This is a genomic window from Clostridium moutaii (assembly GCF_041205085.1).
Taxonomy (GTDB): Bacteria; Bacillota; Clostridia; order Clostridiales; family Clostridiaceae; genus Clostridium_B; species Clostridium_B moutaii.
The window spans coordinates 189,023-204,878 of sequence record NZ_JBGEWD010000002.1 but is presented as its reverse complement, the minus strand read 5'-3'; the positions used below and the strand labels follow the sequence as shown (position 1 = coordinate 204,878).

At 34.4% G+C, this 15,856-nt stretch carries 18 protein-coding genes; all 18 read left to right on the top strand.

Translation table 11 applies throughout. The features are described from left to right. Positions 1–73 precede the first annotated feature (73 nt). The 18 genes from rpiB (at position 74) to spoIID (ending at position 15,853) form a co-directional block, all read left to right on the top strand. Positions 74–523 (top strand): ribose 5-phosphate isomerase B, encoded by a 450-nt coding sequence (gene rpiB / locus AB8U03_RS03735; protein ID WP_369703205.1) that lies wholly within the window; start codon positions 74–76, stop codon positions 521–523. 56 nt (positions 524–579) lie between these two features. Beyond that, on the top strand, positions 580–1,209 hold the full coding sequence (gene upp / locus AB8U03_RS03730) for a uracil phosphoribosyltransferase (RefSeq protein ID WP_369703204.1): 630 nt from the start codon (positions 580–582) through the stop codon (positions 1,207–1,209). Between the two features lie 208 nt (positions 1,210–1,417). Beyond that, positions 1,418–1,834, top strand: a complete 417-nt coding sequence (locus tag AB8U03_RS03725; RefSeq protein ID WP_369703203.1) for a deoxycytidylate deaminase — start codon at positions 1,418–1,420, stop codon at positions 1,832–1,834. Between the two features lie 44 nt (positions 1,835–1,878). Further along, complete coding sequence (locus AB8U03_RS03720; RefSeq protein WP_369703202.1) at positions 1,879–2,907, top strand: MraY family glycosyltransferase; 1,029 nt, start codon at positions 1,879–1,881, stop codon at positions 2,905–2,907. 15 nt (positions 2,908–2,922) lie between these two features. Continuing rightward, the gene (gene wecB, locus AB8U03_RS03715; RefSeq protein WP_369703201.1) at positions 2,923–4,071 is read left to right on the top strand and encodes a non-hydrolyzing UDP-N-acetylglucosamine 2-epimerase; all 1,149 of its coding nucleotides are present in this window, start codon (positions 2,923–2,925) and stop codon (positions 4,069–4,071) included. 176 nt (positions 4,072–4,247) lie between these two features. Then, the gene (locus AB8U03_RS03710; protein WP_369703200.1) at positions 4,248–5,426 is read left to right on the top strand and encodes an acetyl-CoA C-acetyltransferase; all 1,179 of its coding nucleotides are present in this window, start codon (positions 4,248–4,250) and stop codon (positions 5,424–5,426) included. Positions 5,427–5,700: 274 nt separating this feature from the next. Beyond that, positions 5,701–6,066, top strand: a complete 366-nt coding sequence (locus AB8U03_RS03705; protein ID WP_369703199.1) for an ATP synthase subunit I — start codon at positions 5,701–5,703, stop codon at positions 6,064–6,066. 30 nt (positions 6,067–6,096) lie between these two features. After that, on the top strand, positions 6,097–6,780 hold the full coding sequence (locus tag AB8U03_RS03700) for a F0F1 ATP synthase subunit A (RefSeq protein WP_369703198.1): 684 nt from the start codon (positions 6,097–6,099) through the stop codon (positions 6,778–6,780). A 40-nt stretch (positions 6,781–6,820) separates the two neighbouring features. Further along, on the top strand, positions 6,821–7,066 hold the full coding sequence (gene atpE / locus AB8U03_RS03695) for an ATP synthase F0 subunit C (RefSeq protein ID WP_369703197.1): 246 nt from the start codon (positions 6,821–6,823) through the stop codon (positions 7,064–7,066). A 58-nt stretch (positions 7,067–7,124) separates the two neighbouring features. Further along, complete coding sequence (locus AB8U03_RS03690) at positions 7,125–7,604, top strand: F0F1 ATP synthase subunit B (RefSeq protein WP_369703196.1); 480 nt, start codon at positions 7,125–7,127, stop codon at positions 7,602–7,604. A 2-nt stretch (positions 7,605–7,606) separates the two neighbouring features. Next, entirely contained in the window at positions 7,607–8,152 is a 546-nt protein-coding gene (locus tag AB8U03_RS03685; RefSeq protein ID WP_369703195.1) for a F0F1 ATP synthase subunit delta, read from the top strand. A gap of 4 nt (positions 8,153–8,156) precedes the next feature. Further along, positions 8,157–9,668: a F0F1 ATP synthase subunit alpha gene (gene atpA / locus AB8U03_RS03680; RefSeq protein ID WP_369703194.1), complete on the top strand. Its 1,512-nt coding sequence runs from the start codon at positions 8,157–8,159 to the stop codon at positions 9,666–9,668. 25 nt (positions 9,669–9,693) lie between these two features. Then, a complete protein-coding gene (atpG, locus tag AB8U03_RS03675) occupies positions 9,694–10,545 on the top strand; it encodes an ATP synthase F1 subunit gamma (protein WP_369703193.1) in 852 nt (283 codons plus the stop codon). A gap of 12 nt (positions 10,546–10,557) precedes the next feature. Then, positions 10,558–11,952, top strand: coding sequence for a F0F1 ATP synthase subunit beta (gene atpD / locus AB8U03_RS03670; protein WP_369703192.1), 1,395 nt, complete (start codon positions 10,558–10,560; stop codon positions 11,950–11,952). A gap of 12 nt (positions 11,953–11,964) precedes the next feature. Continuing rightward, positions 11,965–12,366: a F0F1 ATP synthase subunit epsilon gene (locus AB8U03_RS03665; protein ID WP_369703191.1), complete on the top strand. Its 402-nt coding sequence runs from the start codon at positions 11,965–11,967 to the stop codon at positions 12,364–12,366. 246 nt (positions 12,367–12,612) lie between these two features. Then, a complete protein-coding gene (locus tag AB8U03_RS03660) occupies positions 12,613–13,347 on the top strand; it encodes a hypothetical protein (protein ID WP_369703190.1) in 735 nt (244 codons plus the stop codon). 53 nt (positions 13,348–13,400) lie between these two features. Next, on the top strand, positions 13,401–14,657 hold the full coding sequence (gene murA / locus AB8U03_RS03655) for a UDP-N-acetylglucosamine 1-carboxyvinyltransferase (protein WP_369703189.1): 1,257 nt from the start codon (positions 13,401–13,403) through the stop codon (positions 14,655–14,657). A gap of 167 nt (positions 14,658–14,824) precedes the next feature. Beyond that, positions 14,825–15,853: a stage II sporulation protein D gene (spoIID, locus tag AB8U03_RS03650; RefSeq protein ID WP_369703188.1), complete on the top strand. Its 1,029-nt coding sequence runs from the start codon at positions 14,825–14,827 to the stop codon at positions 15,851–15,853. Positions 15,854–15,856 lie beyond the last annotated feature (3 nt).

Below are 15,856 nucleotides of genomic sequence, written 5' to 3'. Positions count from 1 at the left end.
ATCTTCCTTTTTTGCGGGCATATGCTCAGGTGGTACTGGGATAAAATAATAATATATTTTTGGAGGTGTTTTTATGAAAATTGCTTTAGGCAGTGACCATGCAGGATTTCCCTTGAAAAAGGAAGTGATCAAATATTTACAGGAAAAAGGAATGAAAATTCAAGATTTTGGTACTTTCTCGGAAGATTCTTGTGATTACCCTGATTATGCACTAAAAGTTGCAGAAGAAGTTTCAAAAAAAAATTATGACTTTGGCATACTGATATGTGGCACTGGAATTGGAATAAGTATTGCTGCAAATAAAGTACCGGGAATAAGGGCGGCACTTTGTGGAGATACTTTCAGTGCTCATGCATGTAGGGAACATAATGATGCAAATATATTGGCAATGGGTCAGAGAGTAGTAGGTGTGGGACTTGCACTTGACATAGTTGATACTTTTTTATCAGCTAAATTTCAAGGAGATAGACATCAAAAAAGAATAGATAAAATTACTGGAATAGAAAAAAAATATAATAAATAACAGTAGATTATAACTGTGAACTGCAACTGTTCACTGATTAAATTGGAGGAATCATAATGAGTAAAGTAACACAAATAGATCATCCACTTGTATTGCATAAATTGGCTTTGATAAGGGATAAAAATACAGGTTCTAAGGATTTTAGAGAACTTGTAGAAGAAGTAGCTATGCTTATGGCTTATGAAGTAACCAGAAATCTTCAAATAGAGGATGTGGAAATAGAAACACCCATAGCTAAAACCACCTGCAAAATGCTTTCTGGAAAAAAAGTTGCCATAATACCTATATTGAGAGCAGGACTTGGTATGGTAGGTGGAATATTAAAACTTATACCTGCAGCAAAGGTAGGTCATATAGGACTCTATAGAGATGAAAGCACATTGAAACCTGTAGAGTATTTTTGCAAATTACCTCAGGATATAGGGGAAAGAGAAGTAATTGTCACCGATCCTATGCTTGCAACAGGCGGATCCGCTATAGATGCAATAACTATGTTAAAGCGAAAGGGTGCTAAAAATATAAGACTTATGTGTTTGATAACTGCAAGAGAAGGAGTAGAAGCCGTTATCAAAGCTCATCCTGATGTAGATGTGTACACAGCAGCTATAGATGAAAAATTGAACGAAAATGGATATATAGTACCAGGCCTTGGAGATGCCGGAGACAGGTTATATGGAACAAAATAAATAATCTCCTTGGCTTATTGGATAATTATTACATGCAAGGCCCACTGTAAGGTGGGCTTTTGTTTGTTAAAAAGAGTGGTCAAATTAGGATTTCCCATAAGGTGAATGAAGGAGAATTATGTTAAAAAGTAATAGCGATTGTTTTAAAATATGATTCAATAGTTTATAATATATAGTATATTCTTATAAAGCAAGGAGATATTTGTAAATGAGAAAAGACTGGGATAGTTATTTTATAGATATAGCATTTAAGGTTGCAGAAAGAAGTACGTGCCCTAGATTGCATGTAGGTGCAGTTCTTGTTAAAAACAGAAGAATAAAAGGTACCGGTTATAATGGAAGTCCCAAGGGATTAGAACATTGCGATGATGTTGGATGTTACCTTAAAAGCAATCATTGTATAAGAACAATTCATGCAGAAGTAAATTGTTTGCTTGAAGTACCGCCAGAGGACAGAGAAGAATCTACATTATATGTCACCCATATGCCCTGTCCTGAGTGTCAAAAGTTGATAATTACCTGCGGCATTAAAAGAGTGGTATATTCTGAAGATTATAAACCTGAAATTAATTGGTTTGAAAAAGCACCACAAATTGAATTAATATGTGTAAAAAGAGCAGAATAACATAATATCTGATAGAACAAAAGATGTGATTAAGGAAGGTTGTTATGAATAATTTATATCTATTTGTATTAGTTTCAGCAGTACTTTCAGCTGTGATTACACCACTTGTTAGAAAATACGCTATAAAATTACGGATTATGGATGTGCCTAAAGATAATAGAAGAGTACATACTAAGCCTGTACCGCTTTTAGGTGGAATTGCCATATATATTTCTTTTGTAGTCACTTTGGTTTTAAAGGTAGGCAAACTTACAAATTCTGAAACTGGTCTTATATTAGGTTCGACTATAATAGTAATAGGGGGGTTTTTAGATGATAAATTCAATATAAAACCTTGGTGTAAATTATTGTTTCAGTTGGCGGCAACTTTGATTCTGATAATTTATGGGGTTAAGATAGTATTGATTACTAATCCGTTCAGTGGACTATATCAATTTGTGAATTTAGGGATGATGTCAATTCCACTGACTTTAATTTGGGTAGTTGGAATTACCAATGCACTGAACTTAATAGATGGATTAGATGGATTGGCCGCAGGCATTGCTTTCATATCCTCTATAACTATTTTTATTATAGCATTGTTAAATGGCAGAAATGAGGCTGCTATACTTACAATTATATTGTCAGGAGCCATAATTGGATTCCTGCCCTATAATTTTAATCCGGCATCTATATTTATGGGGGACACAGGAGCACAATTGCTGGGATTTTTACTGGCAGCCATATCCATTGAAGGAGCTGTAAAATCAGCAGCGGCTTTTTCTATAGCAGTGCCTATTCTTGCACTTGGGATACCTATATATGATACCTTATTTGCCATGATAAGGAGAAAGATAAACGGCAGACCAATTATGCAAGCGGATAGAGGGCATCTACATCACAGGCTCCTTGATATGGGACTTACACAGAAACAGGCTGTTGCAATAATGTATGTTATAAGTGCAGTTCTTGGCAGCTTTTCCATAATAGCTATGGAGATAAATGCACAAAGGTCTTATTTGCTATTGATTATGGTTATGATTATTTTAGTTTTGATAGCCTGGAAAGCTGGATTTTTTAAACATAAAGAGTAAAATGGAGGATTTTATATGAAGAAAATCAAAAGTATTACAATATTTGGTACAAGGCCTGAAGCAATAAAGATGGCTCCCTTAATTAAGGAATTTGAAAAGATAGAAAATATAGAAAATAAGGTTTGTGTCACGGCTCAGCACAGGCAAATGCTTGATCAAGTTTTGGAGCTTTTTAAAATTCATCCAGATTTTGATTTGAATATAATGAAAAGCAAGCAGACTTTAACGGGAATAACCACTAGGGTTCTCCAAGGACTTGAAAATATATTTGAAGAAGAAAAGCCGGATTTAGTTATTGTACACGGAGATACAACTACTACTTTTGCAGGAGCTCTGGCAGCCTTCTATAAAAAAATAACAGTAGGCCATGTAGAGGCAGGTCTTAGAACTTATGATAAATACTTTCCTTTTCCTGAAGAAATGAACAGAAAACTTACTGGAGCTATAGCTGACTTGCACTTTGCCCCAACTTCAGGTTCTAAAAATAACCTCCTCAGAGAGGGAGTTCTTGAAAATAAAATATTTGTTACAGGAAACACGGTTATAGATGCCATGAATTTTACCGTAGAAAATGGTTATGTATTTAACAATAGTGAACTAAATCAGATAGATTATAATAACAAGAAAGTTATAATGGTAACTGCCCATAGAAGAGAAAATTGGGGAAAGGGAATTCAAAACATTTGTAATGCTCTTAAAAAGATTGCAAGGGATAATGAGGAAGTAGAAGTTATTTATCTTGTACACTTGAACCCTATAGTAAAAGACATGGTATATAAAATATTGGGCGAAGTTCCAAGAATACATTTGCTGCCTCCTCTTGATACCAAGGAAACCCACAATTTGATGAATAAATGTTATATGGTAATGACTGATTCAGGAGGACTTCAAGAAGAAGCACCTCATCTTGGAAAACCTGTATTGGTACTGAGAAATGTAACTGAAAGACCGGAAGCTGTAGAAGCAGGGACGGTAAAATTGGTTGGCACTGATGAGAGTAATATAGTTAAACTTGCAAATGAACTTATATTGAATTCAAATGAATATAATATAATGAGTAGAGCCATAAATCCCTATGGGGACGGCAAGGCATCTAGAAGGATAACAGCAGCTATTTTGCAGTATTTTCATATACAAAATAATGAGTATAAAGAGTTTCAATAAAATTTCTTTATGTGGAATTGAAAATTAGCTAAAAATTCAGCACTGATTTATATTAAAAACTTTGTGTTTTTTTTAACAAAAAACATTGATAAAAATTTAATTAGCTAGTATAATAAAGAGGATGACAGAAAACTTTGTAAATTAAAAATAGATAATTTAATTAAGGAGGATTAGTTATGAGGGATGTAGTTATTGTAAGTGCTGCAAGAACTGCTATAGGAAAATTTGGGGGAACGTTAAAAAATATTCCTGCGGTGGATTTAGGTGCTGCAGTTATAAAAGAAGCAGTGAAAAGATCCAATATTAAATCGGAGCTTATAGACGAGGTCATAATGGGAAATGTAATACAAGCAGGTCTTGGGCAAAGCCCAGCAAGACAAGCTGCTGTAAAAGCAGGTATTCCTGTGGAAATTCCAGCATTTACCTTGAATAAAGTCTGCGGCTCAGGACTTAGGGCAGTCAGCCTGGCAGCTCAAATTATAAAATCCGGGGATGAGGATATAATTGTAACTGGAGGAATGGAGAATATGTCTGCTGCTCCATATTTGCTTCCAAATGCCAGATGGGGACAGAGAATGGGAGACGGAAAATTGGTGGATTCCATGATAAAGGATGGTTTGTGGGAAGCCTTCAATAATTATCATATGGGAGTTACAGCTGAAAATATAGCAGAAAAATGGAACTTAACCAGAGAAATGCAGGATGAATTTGCGGCATCATCTCAACAAAAAGCAGAAGCAGCTATAAAGGGTGGAAAATTTAAAGATGAAATAGTGCCAATTGTTATAAAAGACAGAAAAAAGGGAGAAATAGTTTTTGATACAGATGAATTCCCTAGATTTGGCACAACTGCTCAATCCTTATCAAAGTTGAAACCCGCATTTAAAAAGGATGGAACTGTTACAGCCGGAAATGCTTCAGGAATAAATGATGCAGCAGCGGCATTAGTTGTAATGAGTGCAGATAAGGCAAAGGAAATGGGAATAGAACCACTTGCAAAAATTGTTTCCTATGGTACTAGAGGATTGGATCCTAAGATAATGGGATATGGGCCATTTTATGCAACTAAATTGGCATTGGAAAAAGCTAAGTTAAAGGTTGAAGATTTGGATTTAATAGAAGCAAATGAAGCATTTGCAGCTCAAAGTTTAGCTGTAGCTAAAGATTTAAAATTTGATATGAGCAAAGTAAATGTAAACGGTGGAGCACTGGCTCTTGGACATCCAGTCGGATGCTCAGGTGCAAGAATACTTACTACACTGCTTTATGAGATGAAAAGAAGAGATGTTAAAAAGGGTCTCGCTACATTATGCATAGGTGGTGGAATGGGAACTGCCATAATAGTGGAGAGATAATTTATTTGGAAAATTGGATGACATAAGGGATGTGTTTTTAGAAATCGATTTGTAAAAGGACACAAACCTTGTGTTTTTTTATAATAATTGCGTATTTATTATAGCTGAATTATAAATTGAAAGATGTGTAGATTTAATAAGTAATCATGGGCTAAAATCATGCAGATTGACTTAAATTGCGTAAAAACAGTTAATTAAGCGAAAAAATAGAACTTTTAGATTATATTTTTAAGGTATATAATTTTATTAGTTTATTTCTACACGGGGGAACTTAATGGATAAACATATTTTAGATATGGTGAAAAAGGTATCTGTCATCAATTTAGTATTTGGTATCACAATAGCTTGTCTAGTGCAATTGATTTTTAAAAGTTATGGGTTGTTTATATTAATAGGAATGTTGATAGCAATTTTTAATTTTTTTGTGAACAGCATAGTAGGAGGGCTGGTATTTCAAAAGCTCCCCAATTCATCTGGATCATTGTATATTATAAGCTTTATCATAAGAATTGTTATTGCGGCAGGAATAGGATATGTTATTTTTATTCACAATAAAAATAATACTATTCCATATTTATTTGGTTATACTGCTCACTTGTTGGGAGTATATATATATTCAGTTATAGAAAGTAATCGATAATAATATGAGATAAAGAAGGGATGTGATGAAGTGGAAAGTTTTTCACCATTGTTTCTAATACACTTGGGGTCGCTAAAGATTCCGATAACCTCCAGTGTCATAGTGCAGTGGGTTATTATTGTAGTTCTAGCCATCTTGGCAAAAATTTTTACTAGGGGTATGAAAAAGATACCTGATAAAAGACAAACTGTTATTGAAATTATTGTAGAGTCAGTACAAAACCTTGTAACGGATAATATGGGAAAAGAGTATGTATCATTTATACCTTATGTGGGAACCCTTGCAATATATATTCTAGTAATGAATATTGCTCCTGTTATTATAGGGGTAAGAGCTCCAACAGAAGACTTGAGTGTGGCAGTAGGGCTTGCACTTATAACTTTTGTCTTAGTCCAATACAATGCTATTAAAAAAAATGGACTTGGGCGTTATTTCGGTGCTTATGCTAAACCGGCAATACCATTGTTGCCTCTTAATATTGTAGAAAGAATAGTTCTTCCGGTTTCACTAAGTCTCCGACTGTTTGGTAATTTAACAGCAGGTGCTGTAATTATTGGAATGGTATACAAGGGATTAGGGCATATGGCATGGTTCTCTCAATTGTTGATACCAATTCCCCTACATGCTTTCTTTGATTTATTCGACGGTTCAATACAGATGATAGTGTTCGTTATGCTTACAATAATGAATATAAAGGTTATAGCTGAAGATTAATAGCTTATGTTTAATATTTATTTAAGGAGGATTTTTTATTATGAATTTAGATGCAAATACATTCATATCAGGTATGGCAGCAATAGGCGCAGGTTTAGCTGCTATAGGATGTTTAGGAGGAGGTATTGGAGTTGGTACTGCTGCAGGAAAAGCAGTTGAAGGTGTATCAAGGCAACCAGAGGCAAGTGGTAAGATATTGAGTACATTCTTTGTAAGTGCTGCTTTGTCAGAGGTAACAGCTATCTATTCCTTGTTAATAGCTCTTATTTTAGTATTTAAAGTTTGATTATATCTATACCTCACCAGTTTACATATAATTTTAGAGGGGAGGATTGAAGTCTGGTATGCAAATTGATTGGATTACGGTTGTTATAACAATAATAAACTTTGTTATATTATACTTTATTTTGAGGCATTTCTTTTTTAAACCTGTTAACGATACCCTTACCACCAGGCAGGAGGAAATTGATTCTAAGATCAGAAATGCTGCTGAAAATGAGAAAAAATCAAAACAATTAGTGGCTCAGCATAATGAATTGCTAAAAAATTCAAAAAAAGAGGGCAAATCTATTGTTGAAGATTATAAAAATAAGGCTGAAAGAGTTTCTGAAGATGTATTAGGTGACGCCCGTAAGGAGGCACAGCTTATATTAAATAGAGCAAAAATTGAAGTGGATAGGCAAAGAGAAAAAGCACAGGCTGATATAAAAAATCAGGTGGTGGATTTAGCCCTATTGGTGTCTACAAAAGCTTTAGAAGGTTCTATTGATGAAAAACAGCATAGGAAACTTATTGAGGACTTTATAGCTAAGGTAGGTATCTAACTATGTATGAATATTTAGATAGGAGATATGCCCTTGCACTTTATGAAATAGCAGAGGGAAAGGGAAAAGTAAAAGAGTATCTGGAAGAATTACAACAGGTTGTAGATATTATTGATAAAGATACTAAATTTTTAGAAATTATGCGACATCCTGAAGTCAGTACATCTGAAAAGAAAAGGATGTTTACAGAAATATTTAAGGACAGGGTAAGTGAAGACATACTTTCATTCCTGTTAGTTATTATAGAAAAGGGAAGAATTAATCAACTGGATGGAAAGCTTAAAGAGATGAAAAATATATATCTTGAAAAGCATAATACTGTTGTCGCAAAAGTGAAAACAGTTATTCCGCTAGAAGATAATGAGAGAAAAACTCTTATACAGAAATTGGAAAAAAAGTTTAATAAAAAGGTTTTGATTGAAGAAGAGATAGATCCAAGTATAATAGGTGGAGTTTATGTGGATGTAGACAATGAAGTCATTGACGGTACTGTAAAATCAAAACTTTCTGAAATGAAAAAAATAATGCTTAAGGGAGAACAGAGGTGAGCCTATGAACGTAAAACCTGAAGAGATAACTTCAATCATAAAAGATGAAATACAAAAATATGAAAAGAAAATAGAGACAGTTGATTCAGGTACAATAATTCAAATTGGTGATGGTATTGCCAGGGTTTATGGTCTTAATCAGTGTATGTCTGGAGAGCTTTTAGAGTTTCCAAAGGATGTTTATGGTATGGCTTTAAATCTTGAACAAGACAATGTAGGTTGTGTTCTTTTAGGCTCTGAAGAGGGAATAAAAGAAGGAGATACAGTTAAAAGAACTGGCAGAGTTGTAGAGGTGCCTGTGGGTGAAGAGCTTATGGGAAGGGTAGTAAACTCTCTTGGTCAGCCTATTGACGGAAAAGGTCCCGTTAAAACAAATGAGACCAGACCTGTAGATTTGGTGGCACCAGGAGTTATAACCAGGCAATCTGTTAAAGAACCACTTCAGACTGGAATAAAGGCAATAGATTCCATAATACCAATTGGAAAAGGACAGAGAGAATTAATAATAGGAGACAGGCAAACAGGAAAAACTGCAATTGCCATGGATACTATAATAAACCAAAAGGGAAAAGATGTAATATGTATTTATGTGGCTGTAGGACAAAAACAATCTACAGTAGCTCATATAGTGAATGATTTAGTGGAAACTGGTGCCATGGATTATACCATAGTTGTATCTGCATCTGCGTCAGAATCGGCACCGCTTCAATATATAGCTCCTTATGCAGGATGCTCTATGGGTGAGTATTTTATGAATAAGGGAAAAGATGTACTTATAATATATGATGATTTGTCTAAACATGCTGTTGCTTATAGAGAAATGTCGTTATTACTCCGCAGACCGCCAGGAAGGGAAGCTTATCCTGGAGATGTATTTTATTTGCATTCGAGATTACTTGAAAGGGCTGCAAAACTTTCTGATAAATTGGGGGGAGGTTCACTTACCGCGCTTCCTATAATAGAAACTATGGCAGGTGATGTTACTGCATATATACCAACCAATGTTATTTCAATAACAGATGGTCAGATATTTCTTGAATCAGAGCTTTTTTATGCAGGACAGAGACCGGCAATAAATGCAGGAATATCGGTATCCAGAGTTGGTGGTAATGCACAGATTAAAGCTATGAAACAGGTTGCAGGAACACTTAGAATAGATTTAGCCCAATACAGAGAGCTTGCTTCATTTGCTCAATTCGGATCTGATTTGGATAAAGAATCAAAGAGAAGACTTGAAAAGGGTAAAAGGTTAACGGAAATATTAAAACAACCGCAGTATAAGCCAATGCCTGTAGAAAAACAGGTAATGATATTATTTTCTGCTTCCAGAAATTATATAATGGATATACCTGTCGAAAAAATTTCTCAATTTGAAGAAGAATTTCTTGACTATATGGATACTCACCATAGTGAAATCGGAAAGGAAATTCTTGAAAAGAAAATCTTATCAGATGAATTGAGCGATAGACTTCATGATGCTATAGAAGAATTCAAAAAAATATTTTTAGCAGAGTAATAATTTTCTCTGCGGGAGGTGAAGTATGGCAGGGGCAGGACTTGTTACAATTAAAAGAAGAATTAAATCAATAACTAGTACCCAAAAGATAACAAAGGCCATGGGACTTATTGCCACCTCTAAACTTAGAAAAGTTAGAAAAAAACTTGAGGTAAATAATAAATATTGTGAACTTTTTAGTTCTATTGTAAATGAATTTGTTTTAGAAGCTGAAGTAAATAATATTTATATAAATGGTAATAGATCCAAGAATAAGCTTTACATAACTTTAAATTCAGATACAGGGTTGTGTGGAGGATTTAATGCCAATGTGGTTAATGAATCAGATGCCATAATGTCAAAAGACAAGGAAAAATCTCTTTTAATAGCTGTAGGCCAAAAGGGCAGAATGTATTTTAAAAGACTCAATTACAGTACAGAGGCAGAATATGTGGATATTCCAGATGTTCCTACAATAAAAGAGGCAGACACCATAGTATATAAAGCTTTGGATCTTTACAGAAGCGGTAAGGTTGGAGAAGTCAACATAGTGTATACCAGGTTCATTTCCACGGTTAGACAAAATGTAATTGTTGAAAAATTACTCCCATTGGAGAGCAATAAAGCTGAAAAAAGAAATTTTCTTGTAAAATTCGAACCATCTGTAGATGAGATGATAGATGATGTGGTGGTTTTGCATTTAAAGCAAAAAATACTTAATTGTATGGTAAATTCAAAAGTCAGTGAACAAGCTTCTAGGATGACAGCAATGGATGGGGCTACTAAAAATGCAAATGATCTATTGAGTAATTTGAATCTTAAATACAATAGGGCAAGGCAAACTGCCATAACGCAAGAAATAACTGAAATAGTTGGAGGGGCGGAAGCTCTGAAGTAAGGAGGGACGTTGATGCCAAATATAGGCAAAGTTGTTCAGGTCATAGGACCTGTAGTAGATATAAAATTTAATACAGAAAGCCTCCCTAATATATACAATGCCATAGATATACAGTCAGAAAATAAAAAAATTGTTACAGAAGTTGCCCAGCATTTGGGAGACGATATAGTAAGAACTATATCTATGGAAAGTACAGATGGGCTTGTTAGAGGAATGGATGCCATGGATACGGGTTCACCTATATCCGTACCTGTAGGGCAGCCAGTTTTAGGAAGACTTTTTAATATGTTAGGACAGCCTATTGATGAAAAGGGAGAAGTAAAAGCAGATAAGTATTATCCTATTCACAGGCAAGCTCCGAGTTTTGAAGATCAATCTGTCAAACCTGAGATGTTTGAGACTGGTATTAAGGTTATAGATCTTATTGCACCATATCAAAGAGGTGGAAAGATAGGACTATTTGGTGGAGCTGGTGTTGGTAAGACAGTAATTATTCAGGAACTTATAAATAATATAGCTAAAGAGCATGGTGGATTGTCTGTTTTTACAGGTGTTGGAGAAAGAACAAGAGAGGGAAATGATCTATATTATGAAATGCAGGAATCTGGAGTTATAAAAAAGACTGCATTGGTATTTGGCCAAATGAATGAACCGCCTGGTGCAAGAATGAGAGTTGCACTTACAGGACTTACCATGGCAGAGTACTTTAGAGATCAAGGCCAGGATGTGCTCTTATTTATAGACAATATATTTAGATTTACCCAAGCAGGTTCGGAAGTTTCCGCATTGCTTGGAAGAATACCTAGTGCTGTTGGATATCAGCCAACACTTGCCACAGAGATGGGTGCTCTTCAAGAAAGAATAACATCTACAAAACAAGGGTCTATTACATCTGTTCAGGCTGTATATGTTCCAGCAGATGATTTAACCGATCCTGCACCTGCAACCACATTTACCCATCTTGATGCTACTACGGTGCTTTCAAGATCCATATCGGAACTTGGAATTTACCCGGCAGTTGATCCACTGGGATCTACATCTAGAATCCTGGATCCTAGAATTGTGGGGGAAGAGCATTATAAGATAGCTTCACAGGTTAAAAATATACTTGAAAGATACAGTGAACTTCAAGATATCATAGCTATACTTGGTGTAGATGAGTTGTCGGAAGAAGACAGATTGGTAGTTATAAGAGCTAGAAGAATACAGAGATTTTTATCCCAGCCATTTACTGTTGCAGAACAATTTACAGGTTATAAGGGAGAATATGTGCCTATAAAGGAAACTATAAGAGGATTTAAGGAAATACTTGAAGGTAAATATGATGATTTGCCCGAGGCAGCTTTTCTGTTTAAAGGAACCATTGACTCAGTTGTTGAAGCTGCTAAAAATATGGCACAGGATTAAGAGGAGATTAATATGTCAGAAGTGTTAAAATTAACTATCCTTACTCCCGACAGAGAATTTTACAAGGGAGAAGTCATAGAAGTGATAACGGAAAGTACTTTAGGAGGCATAACAATTCTTCCGGATCATATGCCTTTGATAACTACTTTAAAACCTGCTGATACAGTAATTGTTCAAAAAGATAATAAAAAACTAAAGGCATTTACATCTGTTGGAATATTGGAAGTAAAAGAAAATGAATTAAGGATTTTATGTGATGTTTGTGAATGGCCAGAGGAAATAGATATAGGAAGAGCAGAAGAAGCTAAAAATAGGGCGGAAAAAAGACTGGCCAGTAATAAAGATGGAATTGATGTACAAAGGGCAGAATTGGCATTGGCTAGAGCATTGGCCAGAATTAACCTGAAACAATAAAATTCGGAATACTTTTGTGAAACATAAAAAAAGGCACTGTCAAAATCATTGGATAAATGAAATTTGACAGTGCCTTTTTTGTGTAAAAATATGCACCTTTTATTGCGTAAATTTATATATTATTATAAAGTCCTCCTTACGGAATTTTTATTTTTTTGAATATTAATATAAAAGCTGTCCATAATGTTTAAGGAATAAAAAAAGGGGAGGGAGGCTCTGAGAAACATTTTTACAGAGCTGGTTTATATGAAAAACATAAAAGTATTGTTCTGCTTGTTATTATGTATATTTTCTTTTCAATATTATGTGAAAGCTTATGGAAGTACTATGAATAACTTAAGTTCCCAAAAAGAAACCATTTCAGATGAAAGAAAAATGGATTTATTTAAATATATACTGGATGATACTCATAGTACTGCTGAGGAATGTGGTGTAATGGCAATTTTTAATACTGATGAATCAGGGGAAAAAGTTGTAAATAAGATATTTGACAAATTACTTAAATACAAAAAATTAAATAACAATATTTTAAAAAATAATGACGTTTATTCCATAGAATTTGATGGTAATTGTATAAATGGCTACATAGAAAGTATTAAATATGAAAATCATAATATTATAACTGTTAATGTTGTAGAAAAACATAGTGATTATAAATTACCTTATTTAAAAAGCATGATAGAAGAGAGCCTGTCTAATATAGGAGAAAAGTGCCAATACTATCAATATGTAAAGGCTAAAACACAAAAGGGAAACGTTGCGACTGTAAACAAAAAATTAGAAAATATCTTGAAAAACATAGGTACATCTAATATTAAAACCATACCCTTAAATGGAGGATACAGTTCTACTGCAAATACTCATATGTTTGATCCAATGCAGAGTGACGGGGATTTTATAGATTTTAATTATTCTGTTGTAAAATATTCCACAGGAACCTATATAATTATGGGAACTCCGGAAATAATGACAACATACTAATAGAGTAGTACAAAATAATTAACATATCAACAATTATAGAATGGAGGAACATTATGAGCAAAATAGTAGTTAGGGGAGGAAATAAACTACATGGGGAAGTGAATATCAGTACTGCTAAAAATTCTGTGCTGCCTATTATAGCAGCTTGTATTTTGAGCGGCGATAAATGCATAATAGAAGAAGTTCCAATGCTTGAGGATGTTTTTGTAATAAGTGATATACTGAGGAGTATATTTGCAGATATAAATATAGATAAAAGTACAAATAAAATTATAATAGACACTTCCAATATAAAGGATTGTAATTCCTGTAGTGAGCTTGTAAAAAAAATGAGGGCTTCATTTTTAATAATGGGTCCTATGATATCTAGATTTGGCAGATTTAAATTATCTCTTCCGGGAGGTTGTAATATTGGAACTAGACCTATAGACTTGCATCTGAAGGGATTTAGTGCTCTTGGAGCAGAAGTAAATATAGGGCATGGATATGTAGAGGCCCGGGCTAAAAAGCTAATAGGCAATAAGATATATTTAGATTTTCCATCTGTGGGAGCTACAGAAAATATAATGATGGCAGCAGTAATGGCTGAAGGAGAAACCATAATAGAAAATGCAGCAGAAGAACCGGAAATAAAAGATTTGGCAAAGTTTTTAAACAGCATGGGTGCGAGTATTGTTGGGGCAGGTTCTGGAACTATTCATATAATAGGAGTCAAAAATCTAAAGGGAAGTACTCATAAACCCATATGCGATAGAATAGAAGCTGGTACTTTTATGGTAGCTGCTTCAATAACTAGAAGCAAGATTAAAATAAATGGTATAAATGAGGAACATTTAAAACCTATAGTTGCTAAATTAACTGAAGCCGGAGTATATATAAAACCAGAGGGAAATGGTTTAATTGTAGACGGTGATAGAGATCTAAACCCTATAGATATTAAAACCATGCCCTATCCTGGATTCCCCACTGATATGCAATCGCAGATGGCAGGACTTTTATGTACAGTTAAGGGAACAAGTATAATAACTGAAACTATTTTTGAAAATAGATTTATGCACGCAGTGGAGATGAAAAGAATGGGAGCAAACATAAAGATAGATGGAAGAAGTGCCGTTATAGAGGGTGTTGATAAGCTCACAGGAGCGGAAGTAAGAGCAACAGATCTTAGAGCTGGTGCGGCTCTCATACTTTGCGGTCTGGCAGCAGAAGGGGAAACAGAAGTTATGGATATATACCATGTAGACAGAGGATATGTAGATATTGAAAAAAAACTTAAGGGCTTGGGTGCTGATATTGAGAGAATAAATTGATAATTTAATATTATATAAAAAGAGAAGATTGAAGGAGATCTTCTTTTTTTATATAATATTAAAACATATTTTTTACAGTTCATAATAGGGATGGAATATTTGCAGCATATTAATAATAAAAATATTATAAGATGGTAAATGGAAGGAGAACAACAGAGGGGTATATTATGAACTTTTTAAAAAAATTTGTTATATTAGTATTTATGGGTATGGCTTTTATAATTGTACTTTCCCTATTCATGGCGGGAAAAGGAATTGGTCAGGATAGTTTGCCCAAATTTATAATTAAATCAAAAAATATAATATTTAAAAACAGTAATGGTGATGCAGAAAAAATAAAGGTCTATATAACCAAGGAACATAAAATAAAAGAAATGAATTTAGAGGAATACGTATTGGGAGTAGTTGCAGGGGAAATGCCGGCGGAATTTTCAGAAGAGGCACTTAAAGCCCAAGCCGTGGCGGCAAGAACCTTTGGAGTTGCCCATATGGAGGCATATGGTGGAAAAAAATATAAAAGCACTACAGGTGCAGATGTATGTGATACTGTTGCATGTCAGGTTTTTCAAAGTAAAGAGGATAGAATGAATGCATGGCCCAAGGCAAAGGCAGAAGGATACTGGAATAAGATGGAACAGGCCGTACAAGCCACTTCGGGGGAGGTATTGGCCTATAAGGGTAAATTAGTTATGGAGCCTTATTATTTTGCTATAAGTGGAGGAAGAACGGAAAATGCAGAAGATGTATTTAAAGAAGGAGAAGGGTATTTAAAGAGTGTAGAAAGCCCAGGAGAAGAAGATGCACGCAAATATAAAACTTCCGTGGAAATGTCCTATAAGAACTTTATAGATAAAGTAAATATTTATTATCCTAGTTCAAAATTGAATGCAGAAGATCTGTCTAAAGAAGTAACTATAGAAGGAAGAACAGAAGGGGGGGCCGTCAGAGAAATTAAACTGGGATCGGTTACTGTATCCGGAACCAGATTTAGATCTATTATGGGATTAAATTCTACAGATTTTACCATATACTTTAAAGACAAAATTTATATTCAATGTTTAGGATATGGTCATAGAGTGGGAATGAGTCAGTGGGGGGCCAATGCCATGGCTAAGGATGGAAAAACCTACATACAGATATTAAGCCATTATTATAGTGGTATAAGTTTAAAGAATGTAACTTCATTTTTAAAGTAAACA

Bases quoted from the DNA above. Each gene is read 5' to 3' on its own strand.
- wecB (WP_369703201.1), top strand. From the start codon at position 2,923: ATGAAGAAAATCAAAAGTATTACAATATTTGGTACAAGGCCTGAAGCA.
- rpiB (WP_369703205.1), top strand. From the start codon at position 74: ATGAAAATTGCTTTAGGCAGTGACCATGCAGGATTTCCCTTGAAAAAG.
- AB8U03_RS03685 (WP_369703195.1), top strand. From the start codon at position 7,607: ATGTATGAATATTTAGATAGGAGATATGCCCTTGCACTTTATGAAATA.
- AB8U03_RS03660 (WP_369703190.1), top strand. From the start codon at position 12,613: ATGAAAAACATAAAAGTATTGTTCTGCTTGTTATTATGTATATTTTCT.
- AB8U03_RS03665 (WP_369703191.1), top strand. From the start codon at position 11,965: ATGTCAGAAGTGTTAAAATTAACTATCCTTACTCCCGACAGAGAATTT.
- spoIID (WP_369703188.1), top strand. From the start codon at position 14,825: ATGAACTTTTTAAAAAAATTTGTTATATTAGTATTTATGGGTATGGCT.
- AB8U03_RS03710 (WP_369703200.1), top strand. From the start codon at position 4,248: ATGAGGGATGTAGTTATTGTAAGTGCTGCAAGAACTGCTATAGGAAAA.
- AB8U03_RS03720 (WP_369703202.1), top strand. From the start codon at position 1,879: ATGAATAATTTATATCTATTTGTATTAGTTTCAGCAGTACTTTCAGCT.
- AB8U03_RS03705 (WP_369703199.1), top strand. From the start codon at position 5,701: ATGGATAAACATATTTTAGATATGGTGAAAAAGGTATCTGTCATCAAT.
- upp (WP_369703204.1), top strand. From the start codon at position 580: ATGAGTAAAGTAACACAAATAGATCATCCACTTGTATTGCATAAATTG.
- murA (WP_369703189.1), top strand. From the start codon at position 13,401: ATGAGCAAAATAGTAGTTAGGGGAGGAAATAAACTACATGGGGAAGTG.
- AB8U03_RS03725 (WP_369703203.1), top strand. From the start codon at position 1,418: ATGAGAAAAGACTGGGATAGTTATTTTATAGATATAGCATTTAAGGTT.
- atpE (WP_369703197.1), top strand. From the start codon at position 6,821: ATGAATTTAGATGCAAATACATTCATATCAGGTATGGCAGCAATAGGC.
- atpG (WP_369703193.1), top strand. From the start codon at position 9,694: ATGGCAGGGGCAGGACTTGTTACAATTAAAAGAAGAATTAAATCAATA.
- atpD (WP_369703192.1), top strand. From the start codon at position 10,558: ATGCCAAATATAGGCAAAGTTGTTCAGGTCATAGGACCTGTAGTAGAT.
- atpA (WP_369703194.1), top strand. From the start codon at position 8,157: ATGAACGTAAAACCTGAAGAGATAACTTCAATCATAAAAGATGAAATA.
- AB8U03_RS03690 (WP_369703196.1), top strand. From the start codon at position 7,125: ATGCAAATTGATTGGATTACGGTTGTTATAACAATAATAAACTTTGTT.